This window comes from Chryseobacterium sp. S90, from assembly GCF_047444895.1.
In the GTDB taxonomy this organism is placed as follows: Bacteria; Bacteroidota; Bacteroidia; order Flavobacteriales; family Weeksellaceae; genus Chryseobacterium.
Genome location: NZ_JBLGCX010000004.1, coordinates 121463 through 138752, shown reverse-complemented (window position 1 = coordinate 138752; position 17290 = coordinate 121463). Strand labels below are relative to the sequence as shown.

Annotated in this window: 14 protein-coding genes; 13 read left to right on the top strand and 1 reads right to left on the bottom strand. The window is 37.0% G+C overall.

Annotated features, from left to right (window positions below; all coding sequences use genetic code 11):
- Position 1: 1 nt before the first annotated feature.
- The gene (locus ACLMCG_RS12715) at positions 2-1279 is read left to right on the top strand and encodes a DUF6080 domain-containing protein (protein ID WP_413959806.1); all 1278 of its coding nucleotides are present in this window, start codon (positions 2-4) and stop codon (positions 1277-1279) included.
- A gap of 53 nt (positions 1280-1332) precedes the next feature.
- Here the strand turns inward: ACLMCG_RS12715 and ACLMCG_RS12710 are convergent, their stop codons facing one another.
- The gene (locus ACLMCG_RS12710; RefSeq protein ID WP_223598330.1) at positions 1333-1890 is read right to left on the bottom strand and encodes an SPOR domain-containing protein; all 558 of its coding nucleotides are present in this window, start codon (positions 1888-1890) and stop codon (positions 1333-1335) included.
- Between the two features lie 184 nt (positions 1891-2074).
- Here ACLMCG_RS12710 and ACLMCG_RS12705 point away from each other — a divergent pair, with 184 nt between their 5' ends.
- The 12 genes from ACLMCG_RS12705 (at position 2075) to ACLMCG_RS12650 (ending at position 17269) form a co-directional block, all read left to right on the top strand.
- On the top strand, positions 2075-3433 hold the full coding sequence (locus tag ACLMCG_RS12705) for a c-type cytochrome (protein WP_223598329.1): 1359 nt from the start codon (positions 2075-2077) through the stop codon (positions 3431-3433).
- 23 nt (positions 3434-3456) lie between these two features.
- Positions 3457-6516, top strand: a complete 3060-nt coding sequence (locus ACLMCG_RS12700; RefSeq protein ID WP_413959805.1) for a TAT-variant-translocated molybdopterin oxidoreductase — start codon at positions 3457-3459, stop codon at positions 6514-6516.
- Between the two features lie 25 nt (positions 6517-6541).
- On the top strand, positions 6542-7939 hold the full coding sequence (gene nrfD / locus ACLMCG_RS12695; RefSeq protein WP_149387537.1) for an NrfD/PsrC family molybdoenzyme membrane anchor subunit: 1398 nt from the start codon (positions 6542-6544) through the stop codon (positions 7937-7939).
- Positions 7926-8447: a DUF3341 domain-containing protein gene (locus tag ACLMCG_RS12690; protein ID WP_413959804.1), complete on the top strand. Its 522-nt coding sequence runs from the start codon at positions 7926-7928 to the stop codon at positions 8445-8447. Before nrfD ends, ACLMCG_RS12690 begins: the two co-directional genes overlap by 14 nt.
- Before the next feature lies 1 nt (position 8448).
- Positions 8449-9138, top strand: coding sequence for a c-type cytochrome (locus ACLMCG_RS12685; protein ID WP_047380199.1), 690 nt, complete (start codon positions 8449-8451; stop codon positions 9136-9138).
- A gap of 8 nt (positions 9139-9146) precedes the next feature.
- Entirely contained in the window at positions 9147-10478 is a 1332-nt protein-coding gene (locus tag ACLMCG_RS12680; protein ID WP_047422176.1) for a hypothetical protein, read from the top strand.
- Between the two features lie 157 nt (positions 10479-10635).
- Positions 10636-11652 carry a hypothetical protein gene (locus ACLMCG_RS12675; RefSeq protein ID WP_413959803.1) on the top strand — a complete coding sequence of 339 codons (1017 nt, stop codon included), beginning with the start codon at positions 10636-10638 and terminating at the stop codon, positions 11650-11652.
- Positions 11653-11827: 175 nt separating this feature from the next.
- On the top strand, positions 11828-13027 hold the full coding sequence (locus ACLMCG_RS12670; protein ID WP_223598325.1) for a hypothetical protein: 1200 nt from the start codon (positions 11828-11830) through the stop codon (positions 13025-13027).
- A 3-nt stretch (positions 13028-13030) separates the two neighbouring features.
- Complete coding sequence (locus ACLMCG_RS12665) at positions 13031-13567, top strand: adenine phosphoribosyltransferase (RefSeq protein WP_047380195.1); 537 nt, start codon at positions 13031-13033, stop codon at positions 13565-13567.
- A 228-nt stretch (positions 13568-13795) separates the two neighbouring features.
- Positions 13796-14503 (top strand): tetratricopeptide repeat protein, encoded by a 708-nt coding sequence (locus ACLMCG_RS12660; RefSeq protein WP_149834126.1) that lies wholly within the window; start codon positions 13796-13798, stop codon positions 14501-14503.
- Between the two features lie 3 nt (positions 14504-14506).
- Positions 14507-15025 (top strand): 6,7-dimethyl-8-ribityllumazine synthase, encoded by a 519-nt coding sequence (gene ribH, locus ACLMCG_RS12655; protein ID WP_034734563.1) that lies wholly within the window; start codon positions 14507-14509, stop codon positions 15023-15025.
- Positions 15026-15190: 165 nt separating this feature from the next.
- Positions 15191-17269, top strand: a complete 2079-nt coding sequence (locus ACLMCG_RS12650; RefSeq protein ID WP_413959960.1) for an LTA synthase family protein — start codon at positions 15191-15193, stop codon at positions 17267-17269.
- Positions 17270-17290 lie beyond the last annotated feature (21 nt).

Here is a 17290-nt window from a genome sequence, read left to right as displayed (position 1 = left end):
CGTGTCTTTTATCAAAACAAAAATCATCAATTTCTTTAAACTGATTTTCCCTTCCACTTACACCGAGCTGGCAGTTTTTCTCTTTTTTATAATCTGCTATGGAATTTTAGGCTCATATATTGCCCTTCATTACAGAATCATTTTTGACAGCAGAATTCCATGGGATGCTTATTTCAGTTTTGATAACAAATCTATCCTTATGACAGGAGGTAGTTTTGAAAGACACCCTCTATCCTATTATTTTTTCAACTGGATAAGAGAATTTTCATTATTTATTTCAGGCGGAAAAATGGACGCTAACTTCAGGCTTACACTGGCTTGGCTCAGCAATATTATCATCAGCTTAAGCATTGTTCAGGTATTTAAATATCTAAAGAACATTATTTGTGTCCCACTATGGCTAAGCGTCTTAATTATTTTGTTCTTTGGAGTTTTTTCAACCAATATCATACTATCATTTACTCCGGAAAATTTCACCTATACGCTGTTTTTACTCTCATTATACAATTATTACGCAGCAATAAAACTCAGAAAGGAAGAAAAAACACCCGCTATTGCCCTTTCACTCGCAGGAATTACTATTGGCGGACTTACTATTACCAATTTTGTAAAAGTTTTCATTCCGCTTCTTTTTGAAAAAAACCTTTTCAGAGATTGGAGAAAATTCGGAAATGCAGTATTTAGAACAACTGTTCCTACGATCTGCTTTGTATTGCTTTACCTAAACAGAATTGATTTTAAATATCAGAATATCTTTTCCAAGACTAACCAGCAGTATGAGAAATTCTCAAATGTAGAATCCATGCCGACCTGGGACATGATTCTGTCCTTCTTTTTCGGAGGGAACATTCTTTTCCCGGGATTTATTATTTCGGATAAGCACAATATGAAGGGATTCGACTTTAAAGGACTTTACATGGACCTTTATTCATCTACCTTTCCCTACTTTTTTGTAGCCATATTACTTACACTTATAATTTGGAGTTATTGTAAAAATTTCAGAAACAAATGGGTTCAGGTTATTGCCATTTCTTTTTTTATAGACATTGTGATCCATTGTGTAATGAGGTTCGGACTTCATACTTCATCTATCTATGGAGGACATTTTGTTTTCGTCTATCCACTTCTTTTGGGATGGCTTTTTTACGCTTACAGATCATCACCGAAAATAATGTCGGTTTTAACATTAACTGTGCTTTTATTGTTTGTTTACCTACTTGCGAACAATTTATTCCGAATGGCAGAGTTTTTCTGGTTTATGGAAACTTATTACCAATAAAAAAGCTGAGAAATTTCTCAGCTTCTTTGTTGGTATGTTGAAAGGAATCAATTCTATTTTGCTTCTGCACAGAAAATTCTGTACTGCACTGCAACTGCAGATTTGAAATATTCTCTGATTTTTGAAAGATCACTTGCAGCACTCTGTTTTGTGAAATAACTTCCGGCTAAAATCTTATAATTTGGTCTTAAAGAAGCATCCGTTTCCACCTTAAGATTAGGAAATCTTTTTCTGAAATAAGACTTTACTTCATTCGCTTCTTCATTACTTTTCACAGTGGTAATCTGAATCTTGAAACCTAAAATTCTAGGATTTTTCTTACAAATTTCAGCATTGGTAAGCTCTCTGCTCGGCACAAAGATTTTAGGAGGTTTTGTACTTATCCCTGTAGAAAATCCACTATCACTTGAACCGGAATCTTTAGGAGAATTTGTGGGAGCGACTTTAGCACATTTTCCTTCAATTCCTTCCAAAGCTGCATTTATTTTGGAATCCATGGTCATAACAAGTTCTGTACCCGAAAGGGTATCTTTTTTAACAACTTGCTGGGCTTCAATACTATAAAAACCAAATAAAGATAATATCGAAAATATTTTAATCAAATTTTTCATTTAAACTTGTTTTCGCAAATTTATACAAATTAAAAAACTATACCAAACAGGTTATTTAGAATCAATACAAATTAAACGTAAATGATATTTTCCCTTTTCGATATACCGTTAAATTCCTGTTAAAAATATTATTTTTGCGGAATTGATTGAATGTTCAATAATTTACTAACATAAGATAATTTAAATGATTAGTTGGAGAAAGCATTATAAAAAAACGTTGATCGCGATAGGCTTATTGCTATCAACCAGTGCTTCATTTTACGGGCAAGACGGCGATCCTAAAAACGGAGAGAAACTTTTCAAAGCGAATTGTACTGCATGTCACGCGCTGGACAAACAAGTTGTTGGACCACCATTAAAGGGGGTTGTAGAACGAGTAAAGACAGAAGGTGGTGTAGACAAAGATTGGCTTCACAAGTGGATCAAAGATAACAAAGCTCTGAGAGCTTCTGGGGATAAATACGCCAATGAGATTTTTGAAAAGTTTAATAAGACTGAAATGCAGGTCTTTCCAAATCTTACAGATAAGGATATTGACGACATTTTAGCTTTCACGACTAATCCTCCTGCTCCGGAAGAGAAAAAGCCGGAAGCAACTCCTGCAGCTGACGCTACTGCGGCAGCACCTGCAGACAAAACTACTACAAACGTTGTTATTATTTCACTTTTAGCGATCGCAGGTTTACTGGTTTGGATCTTAGCAAAACTAAGACAATTGGTAAAACTGGGTCAATCTGAAGATTTAGCTGGACTTAACGAAACAAGAGTTCGTTCTTTCAGTGAAATGTATGAGAAGTTCCACTACATTGGTAAAGGTTTATTAGCAATCCTTGCTATTTTAGCTGCCTATGGGGTATGGAACTGGTTGATGTGGATTGGGGTTTACAAAGGGTACAAACCTGAGCAGCCTATCTACTTCTCTCACAAAATTCACGCTGGAGAACAAAAAATTGACTGCCAGCTATGTCACTCTAGTGCTAAATACGGAAAGGTATCTGAAATTCCTTCTATGAACGTTTGTATGAACTGTCACAGAACAATTTCTGAATACAACGCAGATCACTACATGGAGCCAGGAAAAGATAAGGCATTCTATGACGGAGAAATCCAGAAGATCTACGCTGCAACAGGTTGGGATCCTGCAAAACAACAGTACACAGGAAAAACACAACCGGTTGAATGGACAAGAATCCACAACATGCCAGACTTCGTTTACTTCAACCACTCTCAGCACGTAATTGCTGGAGAACAAGCGATCATCAATTCTTTCAACAAAAAGAATCCTACCAACAAAATTGATGTTGTATGTAAAGCTTGTCACGGTAAAATTGATACAATGAATGTTGTTCAAATGGCTAACGACTTTACTATGGGATGGTGTATCGAGTGCCACAGAACGACTGAAGTTGATATGAACAACGGTTATAATAAAGAGTACTTCAAAAATCTACATGACAAGTTGAAAAAACAATATCCACAAGATGGAGGTAAGATCACTGTAGATGCAATTGGAGGTCTTGAGTGTGGTAAATGTCATTATTAATAACTAAAAAATTAGAAGTATAAATGGCTTCAAACAAAATACAATTCAGAAGTATTCATGAACTTAAAGATCCAGCTTTGAATAATAAGCTGGCTCAGAAAGAGTTTCAGGAAGAAATTCCGGTAGAAGATTTCCTTGGAGATGCTGAGAAAAACGGATCTAGTACTTCAAGAAGAGATTTCCTGAAATTATTAGGATTCTCTACAGCAGCAGTTACATTAGCTGCCTGCGAAGCTCCGGTAATCAAAACGATTCCTTATGTGGTAAAGCCGCATGATATTATTCCGGGAGTCCCTAATTATTACGCTTCAACATATTTTGACGGTTTCGACTTTGCTAGTGTTTTAGTAAAAACCCGTGAAGGTAGACCCATCAAAATTGAACCAAACCCGGCTGGGGGCGATTTAGGTAAAACTAATGCAAGAGCTCAGGCAAGTGTACTTTCTCTTTATGATAATGATAAAGTAAAACAGCCTAAACTGGACGGTAAAGATGAAACTTTCGATAAAGTAGACAGTTTCGTTATTAAAGGTTTGGAAGAAGCTAAAGCGTCTGGCAAAAAGATTGTGGTTTTATCACACTCTTTTGCTTCACCAACTTTCAAAAAGTTATTCGCTGAATTCAAAGCTAAATATCCTACAGCTGAATTAGTAACTTATGATGCTTTCCCTTACTCTGCAGGATTAGATGCAGCTCAGGAAGTATTCGGACAAAGAGCATTACCTGTTTATGACCTTAAAGGTTCTGAATTGGTAGTTTCTTTCCAGGCTGATTTCTTAGGAGACTATAACGCTTCAAGCTTAGAAACTTCTTATGCAGCGGCTAGAAAACCGGGAGCAAGCATGTTGAGACACATCCAAGTGGAATCTAACATGTCATTAACTGGTGCTAATGCTGACTCAAGATACAGATTAAAACCAAGTGCTGTAAACAAGACTTTAGTTGAAGTTTACAATGCAATCGTAGGTGGTGGTACTTCTGATAAGACTGCTACTGAAATTGCTAACGAATTGAAGGCAAAAGGAAGCAAAGCTGTTGTTTTTGCTGACGGTTCTAAAGGAGCACAGGTTTTAGCACACTTAATCAACCAAAAATTAGGTTCAGTAGCTTTCACTGGTAAAGCAAACTTCCTTAAAGAATTCAACGGTGCGAGATACCAGGAATTCCTAGGATGGGTAAATGGTGGACAAGTTGGTGTATTGGTTACAAACAACGTAGACCCTATCTACTCTCATCCAAAAGGAGAAGATTTCAAAAAATCTTTATCAAAAGTTCCTTACGTAGTTGCTGTAGCAGATAAGAAAAATGAAATGTACAAAGCAGCAAAAGCTGTAATTCCTGTAGCTAACTGGCTAGAGTCTTGGGGAGATATCGAACCACAGACAGGAGTATATTCATTGATGCAGCCTACTATCCAGAAAATCTACAAATCAAGACAGATTGAAGAGTCTCTATTGGTTTGGAAGAATGGTAAAAACAATGCAGCAAACAATTACTACGATTATTTAAAAGCAAGCTCTGCTTCACTTTTAGGTGGTACTTCTTTCAACAAAGCATTGTATAACGGTATCAACGCTTCTACAAACGCGGCAACTTTATCTTACGCAGGTGGAAACGCTGCACAGGCTGTTGCTGAATTAGGAAACTTCAAAGCTTCAGAATTAGAATTAGTATTATACACTAAGACTTCAATGGGAGACGGCACTCAGTCAAACAACCCTTGGTTGCAAGAGTTACCAGACCCAATTACAAGAATGTCTTGGGATAACTACTTAACAATTTCTCCTAAAGATGCAGAGAAATTTGCAATTGATAACGATCTTAACGCAAGAATGCAGTTAGATGGTTCTATTGTAAACCTTACTGTAAACGGAATAAAAATAGAAAACGTTCCTGTATTCGTACAGCCAGGACAAGCTGAAGGATCTGTAGGTCTTGCACTTGGTTATGGTAAGAAAAACTCAGGAGCAACTGCAGATACTGGTGTAAATGCTTATCCTTTATTTGATGGTTCTAACCTTGTTCTTTCAGGTGTTAAAATCGAAAAAACAGGAGAAGATCACGAATTTGCAGGGATTCAGCTTCAAAATACATTAATGGGTCGTTATGAAATCGCGAAGGAAGTTCCTTTAGCTGAATTCATTAACGTTGCTTTTGATGATGAGCACAAAGGATGGAATAAGCCTTTGGAATACCACACAATCAGCGGAGCACTTCCGGCGAGAAAAATCGACCTTTGGGATGCTTTCGATGATACAGATGGACCTCACTTCAACTTATCTATCGACTTGAACTCTTGTACTGGTTGTGGAGCATGTATTATTGCTTGTCAGGCAGAGAACAACGTTCCTGTAGTAGGTAAAGAAGAGGTAAGAATGTCAAGAGATATGTACTGGTTAAGAATTGACCGTTACTATTCTTCAAGACAAAAAGTAGAAGTATACGAAGGATTGAAAGAAGGAATGGCTGTACCAGAATTGTACGGTACTGCTTTCGGAGACGGAGGTGCATTAAATCACCCTGCAGACAACCCGGATGTAATCTTCCAACCTGTAATGTGTCAGCACTGTAACCACGCTCCATGTGAAACTGTATGTCCGGTAGCGGCTACTTCACACGGTAAGCAAGGTCAAAACCATATGGCTTACAACAGATGTATCGGTACAAGATATTGTGCAAACAACTGTCCGTACAAAGTAAGACGTTTCAACTGGTTTACTTATAACCTAAATGACAAGTTCGATTTCAACATGAACAACGATTTAGGAAGAATGGTACTTAACCCGGATGTAGTTGTAAGAACTAGAGGGGTAATGGAGAAATGTTCAATGTGTATCCAAATGACTCAGAATACTATTCTTGAGGCTAAGAAGGAGGGAAGAAAAGTGAAGGATGGAGAATTCCAGACTGCTTGTTCTAAAGCTTGTTCTACCGGAGCAATGACATTTGGAGACATGAATGATAAAGATTCTGCAATTAGAGAGCAATATGCTTCTAACAGAAGATATTATTTACTTGAGGAGATTGGAACAAAACCAAACGTGTTCTATCACACTAAAGTAAGAAACAGAGTAGAAAAATAAAGTTTAAATAATAAATAGGTAAAAAATGTCAGGACATTACGAAGCTCCGATAAGGGAACCTCTAATTATTGGTCACAAAACTTATCACGATATTACAGAAGATATCGCACGACCTATCGAAGAAAGAGCAGGTAAATTATGGTGGATCTCATTATATGCTGCACTAGTTCTATTCCTCTATGGATTCGGCTGTATCGCTTACACTATCGGGACAGGTATTGGAGCATGGGGGCTTAACAGAACTATTAACTGGGGTTGGGATATTACCAACTTCGTATGGTGGGTAGGTATCGGTCACGCCGGGACCCTAATCTCAGCAGTATTATTATTATTTAGACAGAGATGGAGAATGTCTGTAAACAGATCTGCAGAGGCGATGACGATCTTTGCGGTTGTACAGGCAGCAATCTTCCCTGTAATCCACATGGGTAGAGTTTGGGTTGGTTACTGGGTATTCCCTTTACCAAACCAATTTGGTTCTCTTTGGGGGAACTTCAACTCTCCTCTACTTTGGGACGTATTTGCGATCTCAACATATTTCTCAGTATCAACTGTATTCTGGTTCATGGGACTAATCCCTGACTTTGCAATGATCAGAGATAGAGCGAAAACTCCTTGGACTAAGAAAATTTATACATTCCTTGCATTCGGTTGGGGTGGTAAAGCAAAACACTGGCAAAGATTCGAAGAGCTTTCTTTGGTTCTTGCAGGTTTGGCTACTCCACTTGTATTCTCAGTACACACTACCGTATCTTTTGACTTCGCAACTTCAGTTATTAAAGGATGGCACTCAACAATCTACCCTCCTTACTTCGTAGCTGGTGCGATCTTCTCAGGATTTGCAATGGTACAGACACTATTGTTAATTGCAAGAAAAGTTTGTCACTTAGAAGAATATATCACAATGTATCATATCGAAATTATGAACATCGTAATCGTTCTTACAGGTGGTATGGTAACTGTAGCTTATGCTACTGAATATTTCATCGGATGGTACTCAGGATCTAGATTTGAAGATTTCACATATCTTTCTCCAGGTGCTGCTGTAGGACCTTACTGGTGGGCATTCTGGTCATTGATCATCTGTAACCTTGTGATTCCTGCTTCTTTCTGGTTCAAAAGAGCGAGAACGAACATTATCTGGACGTTCATCGTTGCATTGATCATCAACATCGGTATGTGGTTTGAGCGTTTTGATATCATCGTTATCAACCTTTCTAGAGACTACTTACCAGGATCATGGACAATGTTTAAGCCAACGATCATTGATGTGGGTGTATATTTGGGAACTATCGGATTCTTCTCTGTATTATTCTTATTATACGCAAGAACATTCCCTGTAATTGCACAGGCTGAATTAAAATCGATTTTGAAAATCTCAGGTGAAACTTATAAAGCAAAAGAAGGAGATGAGCACCACTAAAATTGTATACGGACTTTATGCTGACGACGACGATTTAATGAACGGCGTTAAGGCATTCAACGATAAAGGAATCGCTATAAACGAAGTATATACTCCGTTTCCGGTTCACGGACTAGACAAGGCTTTAGGGTTAAAGAAAACTAGAATTTCTGATGCCGCATTCTTATATGCTCTTTACGGTGTTACTATCGGTGCTACTGTAACTTGGTATGTGATGAATCATGACTGGCCGCAGAATATCGGTGGTAAACCAGCTTTTGACTGGGCACATAACATGCCGGCATTCGTAGTTCCAATGTTCGAATTAATGGTATTCTGTGCTGCTCACATGATGTCTTTAACTTTCTTGGTTAGAAACAAAATGTATCCGGGAGCTCCTGTTCAGAACCCAGACCCGAGAACTACTGATGATAAATTCATGATGGAATTTGTAACTGAAGATGTAGAATCTGTAAAGCAGTTGCTTATTGAAACTGGAGTTGAAGAAATAACTGTTAAAGACGCTTAAAATGAAAAAGAATGTATTAAAAATTACAGCAGTTTTAGGTTTAACAACAGTTTTACTTAACTCTTGCGGACCAAAGGAGAATACTCCGTTGGTATATTTCCCGGATATGTATTTTCCGGTAGCTTATGATCCATTGATGAAAGCACAGGATGCTTATTCAGATCATGAAAATGAAATTCCTGCTTTTGTTAAAAATAGTGGCGCAACAGGTCTTGCTCCTGTAGAAGGATCAGTTTCTCAAAATAAAGATGGAGTTTTTGAAGAAAGCTTACTACCTAAGAATGTTGACGAGTACAACGCTGGGTATGACGCTTCTAAAAAACTTACAGTATCTCCTCTGAACCCAGCTAATGCAGCTAAGGATATTGAAAGAGGAAAAATATTGTTTGATCACACTTGTGCTGCATGTCACGGAACAGGAGGTGATGGACAAGGACCTATTGTACAAAGTGGGGCATTCTCTGGAGTACCTAACTATGCAGACAGAGAAATCACTGTAGGATCTGTTCATTATGTATTAACAAACGGTAGAAATGCCATGGGATCTTATGCGGGACAACTGAACGCAGGAGACAGATGGAGAGTAGCATTGTATGTGATGAGTGCTTTCAAAAAAGGAGCAGCAGCACCGGCAGCAGCTACAGCGGCGGCACCAGCAACAACTGAAACGACTACCGAAACTAAAAAATAAGAAAAGAAATGTATAGTTTTTCACCAAAATTAAAATCAACTTCTATAATACTTCTTGTTGTAGGTTTAGTTCTTTTCGGTATTGGTTTCTTTATGAACAAAGGAATTTCTACTGAGAAAATAGAACACATGATGGAAGCTGTTCATGCTTCTGGTCATGATGCTCCTACACACTCAAGTGAAATGGTTGGACCACAGGATCACGCAGCTCATTTAGAGCATGCTGAGCTTCAGGTTCACAATCAGCCATTAGCATCGCTGCACTTTGTAGCTGTCTTTTTCTTTGGAGTAAGTTGCGCTGTACTGTTCTTTTACTGTATTCAGCACGCAGCTCACGCAGGATGGCCTATTATCATCACAAGAGTAATGGAAGCTATTGCTTCTTATATTCCTTACGGTGGTGCAATCCTGGTTATCCTAATGATCCTAAACATCACTCATAATGGTCATTTATTCCACTGGATGGACCCTGAATTGACAAATCCAGAGTCTGCTCATTTTGACGTGATCCTATTTGAAAAGAAAAGATTCTTAAATATTCCTTTCTATGCAATCAGAACTTTAATCTATGTGATTGGTGCTTCTTTCTTTGCTTGGAAACTGAAAGCTCAGTCTAAAAAAGTAGACGAGACAAAATCAAAAGTAGAATATCAGTTTCTGTACAGATGGGCAGTAGGTTATATCGTATTCTTCGGATTTGCTTCTGCAGCTTGGGCTTGGGACTGGTTGATGTCTATTGACCCTCACTGGTACTCTACAATGTATATCTGGTATTCAATGGTTAGCTGCCTTTCAAGTGGTATTGCTGTAATCATTTTATTAAGTGTTTATCTTAAGAAAAATGGTTTCTTACCACAGTTCAATGACAACCACTTACACGACTTAGGAGTTTTCCTTTTCGCTACAAGTATGCTTTGGACATATACATGGTTTGCTCAGTTCATGCTTTACTGGTATGCAAACGTTCCGGAAGAGGTTAACTACTTCTTCGGTAGATTCCAGCACTATGGTACTACGTTTTTACCAATGCTGATTGTAAACTTCTTATTACCGCTTTTGGTATTAGTAAGCAGCAGCATCAAGAGAAACTACAAAGTTGTAACAACAATGGCAGTAGTGGTTATCTTAGGACACCTTTTAGATTACTTCAACATGGTAATGCCTGGAACGGTAGGACCATACTGGAACACTCCTGAAGTATTCTTGTTAATCCTTGGAGCAGTTCTATTCGTAGCTGGACTATTTATGTTTACTGTACTTTCAGCTTTATCAAAACTGAAGTTGATTCCTACAGGAAACCCATTCTTACACGAATCTGAAATTTATGAGTATCCTTTCTAAGGACTTGTAACAAAATAATATTATAAAAGACTGATTGTTAAACAATCAGTCTTTTTTTATGCAATGACGCAAATAAGAATTTCAGGCAACCATTTTCTCTTTTTCTCATCTATATAAAAGTCTGTTGTATTATTAACACCAAAAACAAAATACTGCAATGAAAAAAATTCACTTTTTCTACCTTCTATTCACTCTGATCTCTGTATTCTCGAATGCACAGGTCATTACTTTTGTTTCTGAAAAAAATAATAACCCTCTTCCCAGAGTTTCCGTATTTGGCAAAGACGGAAGTATTCTCGCCTACTCAGATATTGATGGCAAGATTGACAAACAGTCACTGTCACCTGATCAGGAAAAATTTCAGCTGGTTTATAATAACTTTCCCGTTGCCACACTATCCTACTCAGATTTTGATCAGCCAATCATTAAAATCAATGATCAGGTAAAAGAAATTGAAACCGTTGTTATTAAAAATAATAAGCCAGCCAAATACATTTTCATCAAAGGAAATTTTAACGCTTATGTAACCGTAAACAATAAACTGAATAGTTATGCAGACGGAATTGTAACCTATATTTTTGATAATAAGTCCAAAAAGCTGAAAAGCGCCAATGTAGAACAGTACAGAGTTTTCAGACTGGCAGAATCTAAAAATGAGAAAAAAGAAACTTCATCATGGGATTATGGAAATTCACTACAGCTTCCAAAACTTAAAAACGTAGGCAATCCTGAAGAATATAAAACAACAAAAAATATCATTAAAGAATTAAAAGGTGACCGCAAAGATCAGATCGAAGTAACTGGTGGCCTCCTTCAGGATAAAGAATTTTCATTCTTTGGATATAGATTTTACGATATAAAAACAATTCTAAACATGTCCTTTGAAAAAGGATCAGAAAAAACACTCAAAGATTTTCTGGAGTATAATGAACTTGTTTTTGTAAAATTGAAACACAAAAGCGAACCCAATTACAATCAGATAGCAGTGTATACTAATTTCTATCCAACAGAACTTAATTTCAGCAATGACAATGATATTGAGAAAGTGAAATTTGATAAAGACAACAGTAATTACAAAACATCTTACTGGCAGGATTCATCATTTCCTAATATGCAGACTATTTTCAGTAGTTTTTTCAAAGGTGATCTAAAAGAACAGACCAATAAGAAATAATGAAAACTCGGTTCAGAAAGGCTTTCCATATTATAAATATTACTATTGAATTCTGAAATTAAAAGAACATCATCCATTTCCAGAAAAAAATAATAAATAAGCAAAAAACATAAAGTAAAAAATAAAATCCAGTATTAATAAAGGTTTTATTAAATTTGCAACAAACCAAATAAAAATGAAAAAGTTTTCTTTTCTACTTGTTTTCAGTCTGTTGCTTTTTACAGCATGTAAGAAAGATCATGTAGATGCTACGAATACTAAAACACTGCAGTCAAGTATCAATGATATGACTTCCAGTTTACCAACCATTAAACAGATTAAGTTTAATGAGGCTCTTTACATCCTTAAAACATTTGGCGTAGAAGCTGATGGTGATGTAAATGAACTAAAAGCCCTTGGAAAACTGATTAATGGAAAAAAAGTTCCTGAGATTATGTCGCTGGCAGACGAAGTTGCGCAGAAAAACGGAATAGAATGGGCCAGTACTGCCCCACCATCACTTGGAGAAATGAATATCTTCGGGGATGATAAAGCTAAAGAAAGCGATCCTAATGACGTAAAAGCAGGATCATTAAGCCTTATAACAAGACCTACAGGAGATGACGGAACCGGAGCTCCTACTGCTATTCAAATTGTACCAAGACTTGTAGATGCTGCAGGAAACCCGGTATCTTTCACAGGTGCAGGTCTGGAAGCAACCCTTGAAGTATTCAGTAACGGAGTAAGGCTTGCTACCGCTAAAAACCTGATGCAGGATAATAACTTTAAAGGATTCAACCTAAAGTTCTCCTCTATTCCGGCAGCAAAAGTTGTAGATAACAAAATCGATATCACAGTTTCTGTAAAAACAACTGCGAAAACTTTCAAAATGTCAAAAATCGGTCTTGATGTGAATGAAGCAGCACTGAAAGTTCCTGCCATTCCTAAAACCGACACAACAGCTGTACCCGACCAACCGAGTGCTGTAATAGATCCTAATAATCCATCTGCAACCACCGGAACAACTACAGATCCTGCAACAGCTACTCCATCAGCACCAGCTGCTCCAAAACAGCCAACTGCAGATCCTAAAAATACAGTAAGTAAATTTTTGAACAGCGTAAGTTCACAAAACTTAAAAGCAGCTTACGAAACGGCCAGCAATCCAAGCTGGGGAAGCTATGAGTCTTTCTCAAATCCTACTTCAGGTTTCGGATCTGTGAAAAATGTAAGCGTAAAGAATATTACGACAAGTGGTGCCACAGCCAACAGTGCAAGCGTAAATGCTACCTATGATGTAACGGATAAAAGCGGGAAGACAACTTCATTAAAAGTAACTTTCGGGCTTAAAAATGTAAACGGAGACTGGAAAATTTCCAGCTATAAAATCAATTAATAAATGGCTTCAGCAGAACTGATCAAAAAATTAGAAGAAACAATTGAAAATATTCCTGATTTTCCGATTCCGGGAATACAGTTTAAGGATATTTCACCCATCTTTTTAGACCCGAAACTTTACGAAGACGTGATTGCAGATCTTGCAGCCTTCAGTAAAGGGAAAGTAGATGCAGTCTGCGGAATAGAAAGCCGTGGTTATTTGTTTGGAATTGCAATTGCCGTAGCATTGGAAGTTCCATTCATCTTAATCAGAAAAGCCGGAAAACTTCCTCCTCCCGTCATTTCAGAAAAATATGATCTGGAATATGGAAGTGCCATCATCGAAACCCGTGAAGGACAGATAAAACCGGGACAAAGAATTTTGATTCATGACGATCTTTTAGCAACCGGAGGAACTACTGAAGCAGCAGCCAAATTGGTAGAAAAACAGGGAGCAACGGTTTCCCAATTCAGTTTCCTTATCGGATTAAAAGATTTGAATGGTGACGAAAAGCTGAAAAAATTTGGTGCAGAAGTGTATCATATTTTAGGATATTAAGATATAATATATATGCTTCGACAAGCTCAGCATGACAATGCTAATAATTTACTGTAGGATTAGAACAAATAGTATTAGAAGTGTCACGCTGAGCTTGTCGAAGCTTCTTTTTTTAATAAATTCATCATTCCCGATTAGCAATTCACAAAATTTCATCAATAATACTCAGAAAGTATTTTGTAAATCTCTCAGAAACAATTAAATTTGCATTTCAATTTTTAAAAACTTATGGCAAAATTGGGAAAGAGTGCTCAGAACGAGCAAGAAGGTAAAGAAACGGTTGAGTTCTTTAAAGACCTTGACAGAGAAGCTTTAAACACTGAAAGATTTGTTGAAAAATATTCAAAGCCTCTAGGTTTTGTATTTGGAGCATTAATTTTAGCAGTGTTAGGATTCTTCGCTTACAAGCAATTTGTAATTGCTCCAAAGAATGCTGAAGCTGTGAAAAGTTTCCTTTCTGCTCAAAAAAGTCTTACTGAAGGTAAAGATAAAGATGCTTTGGGTGGAAAGTCTGCAGCTAACCCAGGTTTTGTAGGTACATATAACGAATATTCTTCTACTAAAATTGGTAAACTTTCATCTTATAATGCAGGTTTATTAAAGTTCAAAGAAGGAAAATTCCAGGAAGCTTATGATCTTTTAGACCAATTTTCATCTGATAACAAAACTTTGGTAGCAATGAAATTCGGAGCTATGGCAGATGCAAAATCAGGGCTTAACAAAAATGATGAAGCTTTAGCTTTATTAGACAAAGCAGCAACAGCTTCTGATGATCCGTATACAGCATACTATTTCACAAGAAAAGCAGGTATCGTTGCATTAGGATTGAAGAAAAATGCAGAAGCTAAGAAATACTTCTCTGCAATTGACGAGAAATATCAGGACTACGACAACGGAATGTCTGATTCTTATATTGAAATGACTAAATATTACTAAAAAATGGCAACAGTTAATCTTTCCGATTACAAGCCACTTCATATAACTAATGCCGAAGATTTTTCTATCGGCATTGTTTTTTCTGAGTGGAATGATTTTGTAACGTACAATCTTCGTGATGCAGCTTTGGAAATCCTTGAAAAAGAAGGGGTAAAACCTGAAAACATCAAACTTTTCCCTGTTCCCGGAGCTTTTGAACTCAACTATGCAAGCATGCAGCTTTGCAAAGAGAGAAAATATGACGCAGTAATTTCTATCGGGTGTGTAATCCGTGGGGAAACTCCTCATTTTGACTATGTATGTTCTGCAGTAGCGCAGGGAATCAAAGACTGTAACATTATGACGGACACTCCTACAATTTTCTGTGTATTGACAGATGATACCAAAGAACAGTCTATCGCGAGAAGCGGTGGTGATCTTGGAAATAAAGGAGTTGAAGCAGCCGTTACAGCTCTTAGAATGATTGATTTCAAAAAGAAATTATCTGACAAAAAAGGAAATATCGGCTTCGGACACTCTTAACCGCAGATTACCTTAACAATATATTGGGACTATTTTTTAATAGTCCTTTTTTATTGGGTATTTTAAATCATAAATCTTGCTAATAAACAGGATGTTTTTGTTTTTTTCTATCAAAAGTTCTGTACAAAAACTATCTTTGTGAAAACTAATAAAGACAGTAAATACATGTTTTTAAAAAAAATAAAACCGTTCCTATACTTAGGAGTTTTCTATCTTATTATTTCATTGATAATAAGAACAGTATTCTTTTTTCACCCTATCACTACTGCTAGTTTTGGATTTTTTGAAGTCGTGAAAGTACTGTTGATAGGTCTGGTAAATGATATTTTTGTATTCGTTCTTGCCAGTGCTATTCTCGCGCTTTATTTTCTCTTCCTTTCCAATTCCAAATATAAAAAACCTTATGGCTACATTATTTTGGGAGCGTTGGTTCTGTTCTTCCTTTATATCTGGCTTATTCCGAATAACATTTTCAAGCAATATGGAGGTTCTATCATGGAGATAGCGCTTGTTTTTGTTGGAATAAAAACACTTTTCTTCGGATTGATGCTCTTCCTTCCTACCCAAAGAGTAAAGATTCGCAACATTCTGTACTTCATTACATTATTATTATATGTTCTTCTGATTATTTTCAACGGAGTAAGTGAATACTTCTTTTACAATGAATTCGGAGTTCGCTATAACTTTATTGCAGTAGACTACCTGATTTATACCAATGAAGTCATTGGAAATATTATGGAAAGTTATCCTGTGGTTCCTTTATTTTCCGGGATCATGATCGTTACGCTTACCATCACATGGTTCATTTATAAGAAAACAAAAGATGAACTGCTGGAACTTCCGGATTTTAAACAAAAAATGGTTCTTCTGGGGAGTTTCATTGTACTTTGTGCGCTTAGTGCACTTGCGATTCCTTCCTTAATGCAAATCAGGTCAGATAATGTATTTGCGGATGAAATTGAAGCAAACGGACTTCCAAAATTCTATTGGGCTTTTACTCATAATGAGCTGGATTACTTCCAGTTCTATTCACAGATCAATCAACAGCAGGCCGAAAAGAATTTCCTGAGCCAGTACCCCCAGCAGACATTATCAAGAAATATTGTTGCTGAGCAGCCTGAAATGAAGAAAAATGTAGTACTGATCTCTATCGAAAGTCTTTCTGCCGACTTTATGGAACATTACGGACATACACAAAAAATCACTCCTTTCCTTGACAGCCTCGCAGACAAGTCTCTAATGTTTACCAATCTGTATGCTACCGGAAACAGAACAGTACGCGGGCTGGAAGCTTTAACATTGTGTATTCCGCCTACTGCGGGAGAAAGTATTATCAAAAGAGATGACAATAAAAACAAATTTACAACCGGGAGTGTATTCAAATCCAAAGGGTATGATGTCAAATTTTTATATGGAGGATACAGCTATTTTGATAATATGCAGGACTTCTTTGGTGGAAATGGCTACGGAATTGTAGACCGAAATAATTTTAAACCGGAAGAAATCACTTTTGCCAACGTTTGGGGAGTTGCTGATGAAGATATGGCTAAAAAAGCAATTCAGGTGATGAATACTGAAGCTAAGTCAGGAAAACCATTTTTCAATCACTGGATGACAGTTTCCAATCACAGACCTTTTACTTACCCTGACGGAAGAATTGATATTCCGGGAACGGCAAAATCCCGTGAAGGAGGTGTAAAATATACCGATTACTCCCTCAGATTGTTCTTTGATATGGCTAAGAAACAAGACTGGTATAAAAACACTGTTTTTGTTATCATTGCAGATCACTGTGCTTCGAGTGCAGGAAAAACCGAGCTTCCAATGGATAAATACAGAATCCCTGCAATAGTATTTTCAGAAGGATTTATTCAGCCTCAGAAGTTTGATGCACTGATGTCTCAGATCGATGTAATGCCAACCGTTTTAGGACTATTAAACTTCAGCTACCCATCTAAATTTTTAGGTCAGGATGTATTCAAACCGGAATTTCAGCCTAAAGCTTATGTTGCAACGTATCAGGATCTTGGATTTATAAAAGACGAACGTCTGACCATTATTTCCCCGGTAAAAAAGGTAAAACAATATTCTTTGGAACTGGAAAAAAGCGATCTGGCTCCAGCCTTTAAACTGTATTACGACGAAAAATTATTAAAAAATCCAGACCAGAAACTGGTAGATGATGCTGTGTCAGCCTATCAGGCTACATCTTACTGGCTGAAAACGAAACAACTTAACAGATAAATATCTAAATATTTTTAGCGT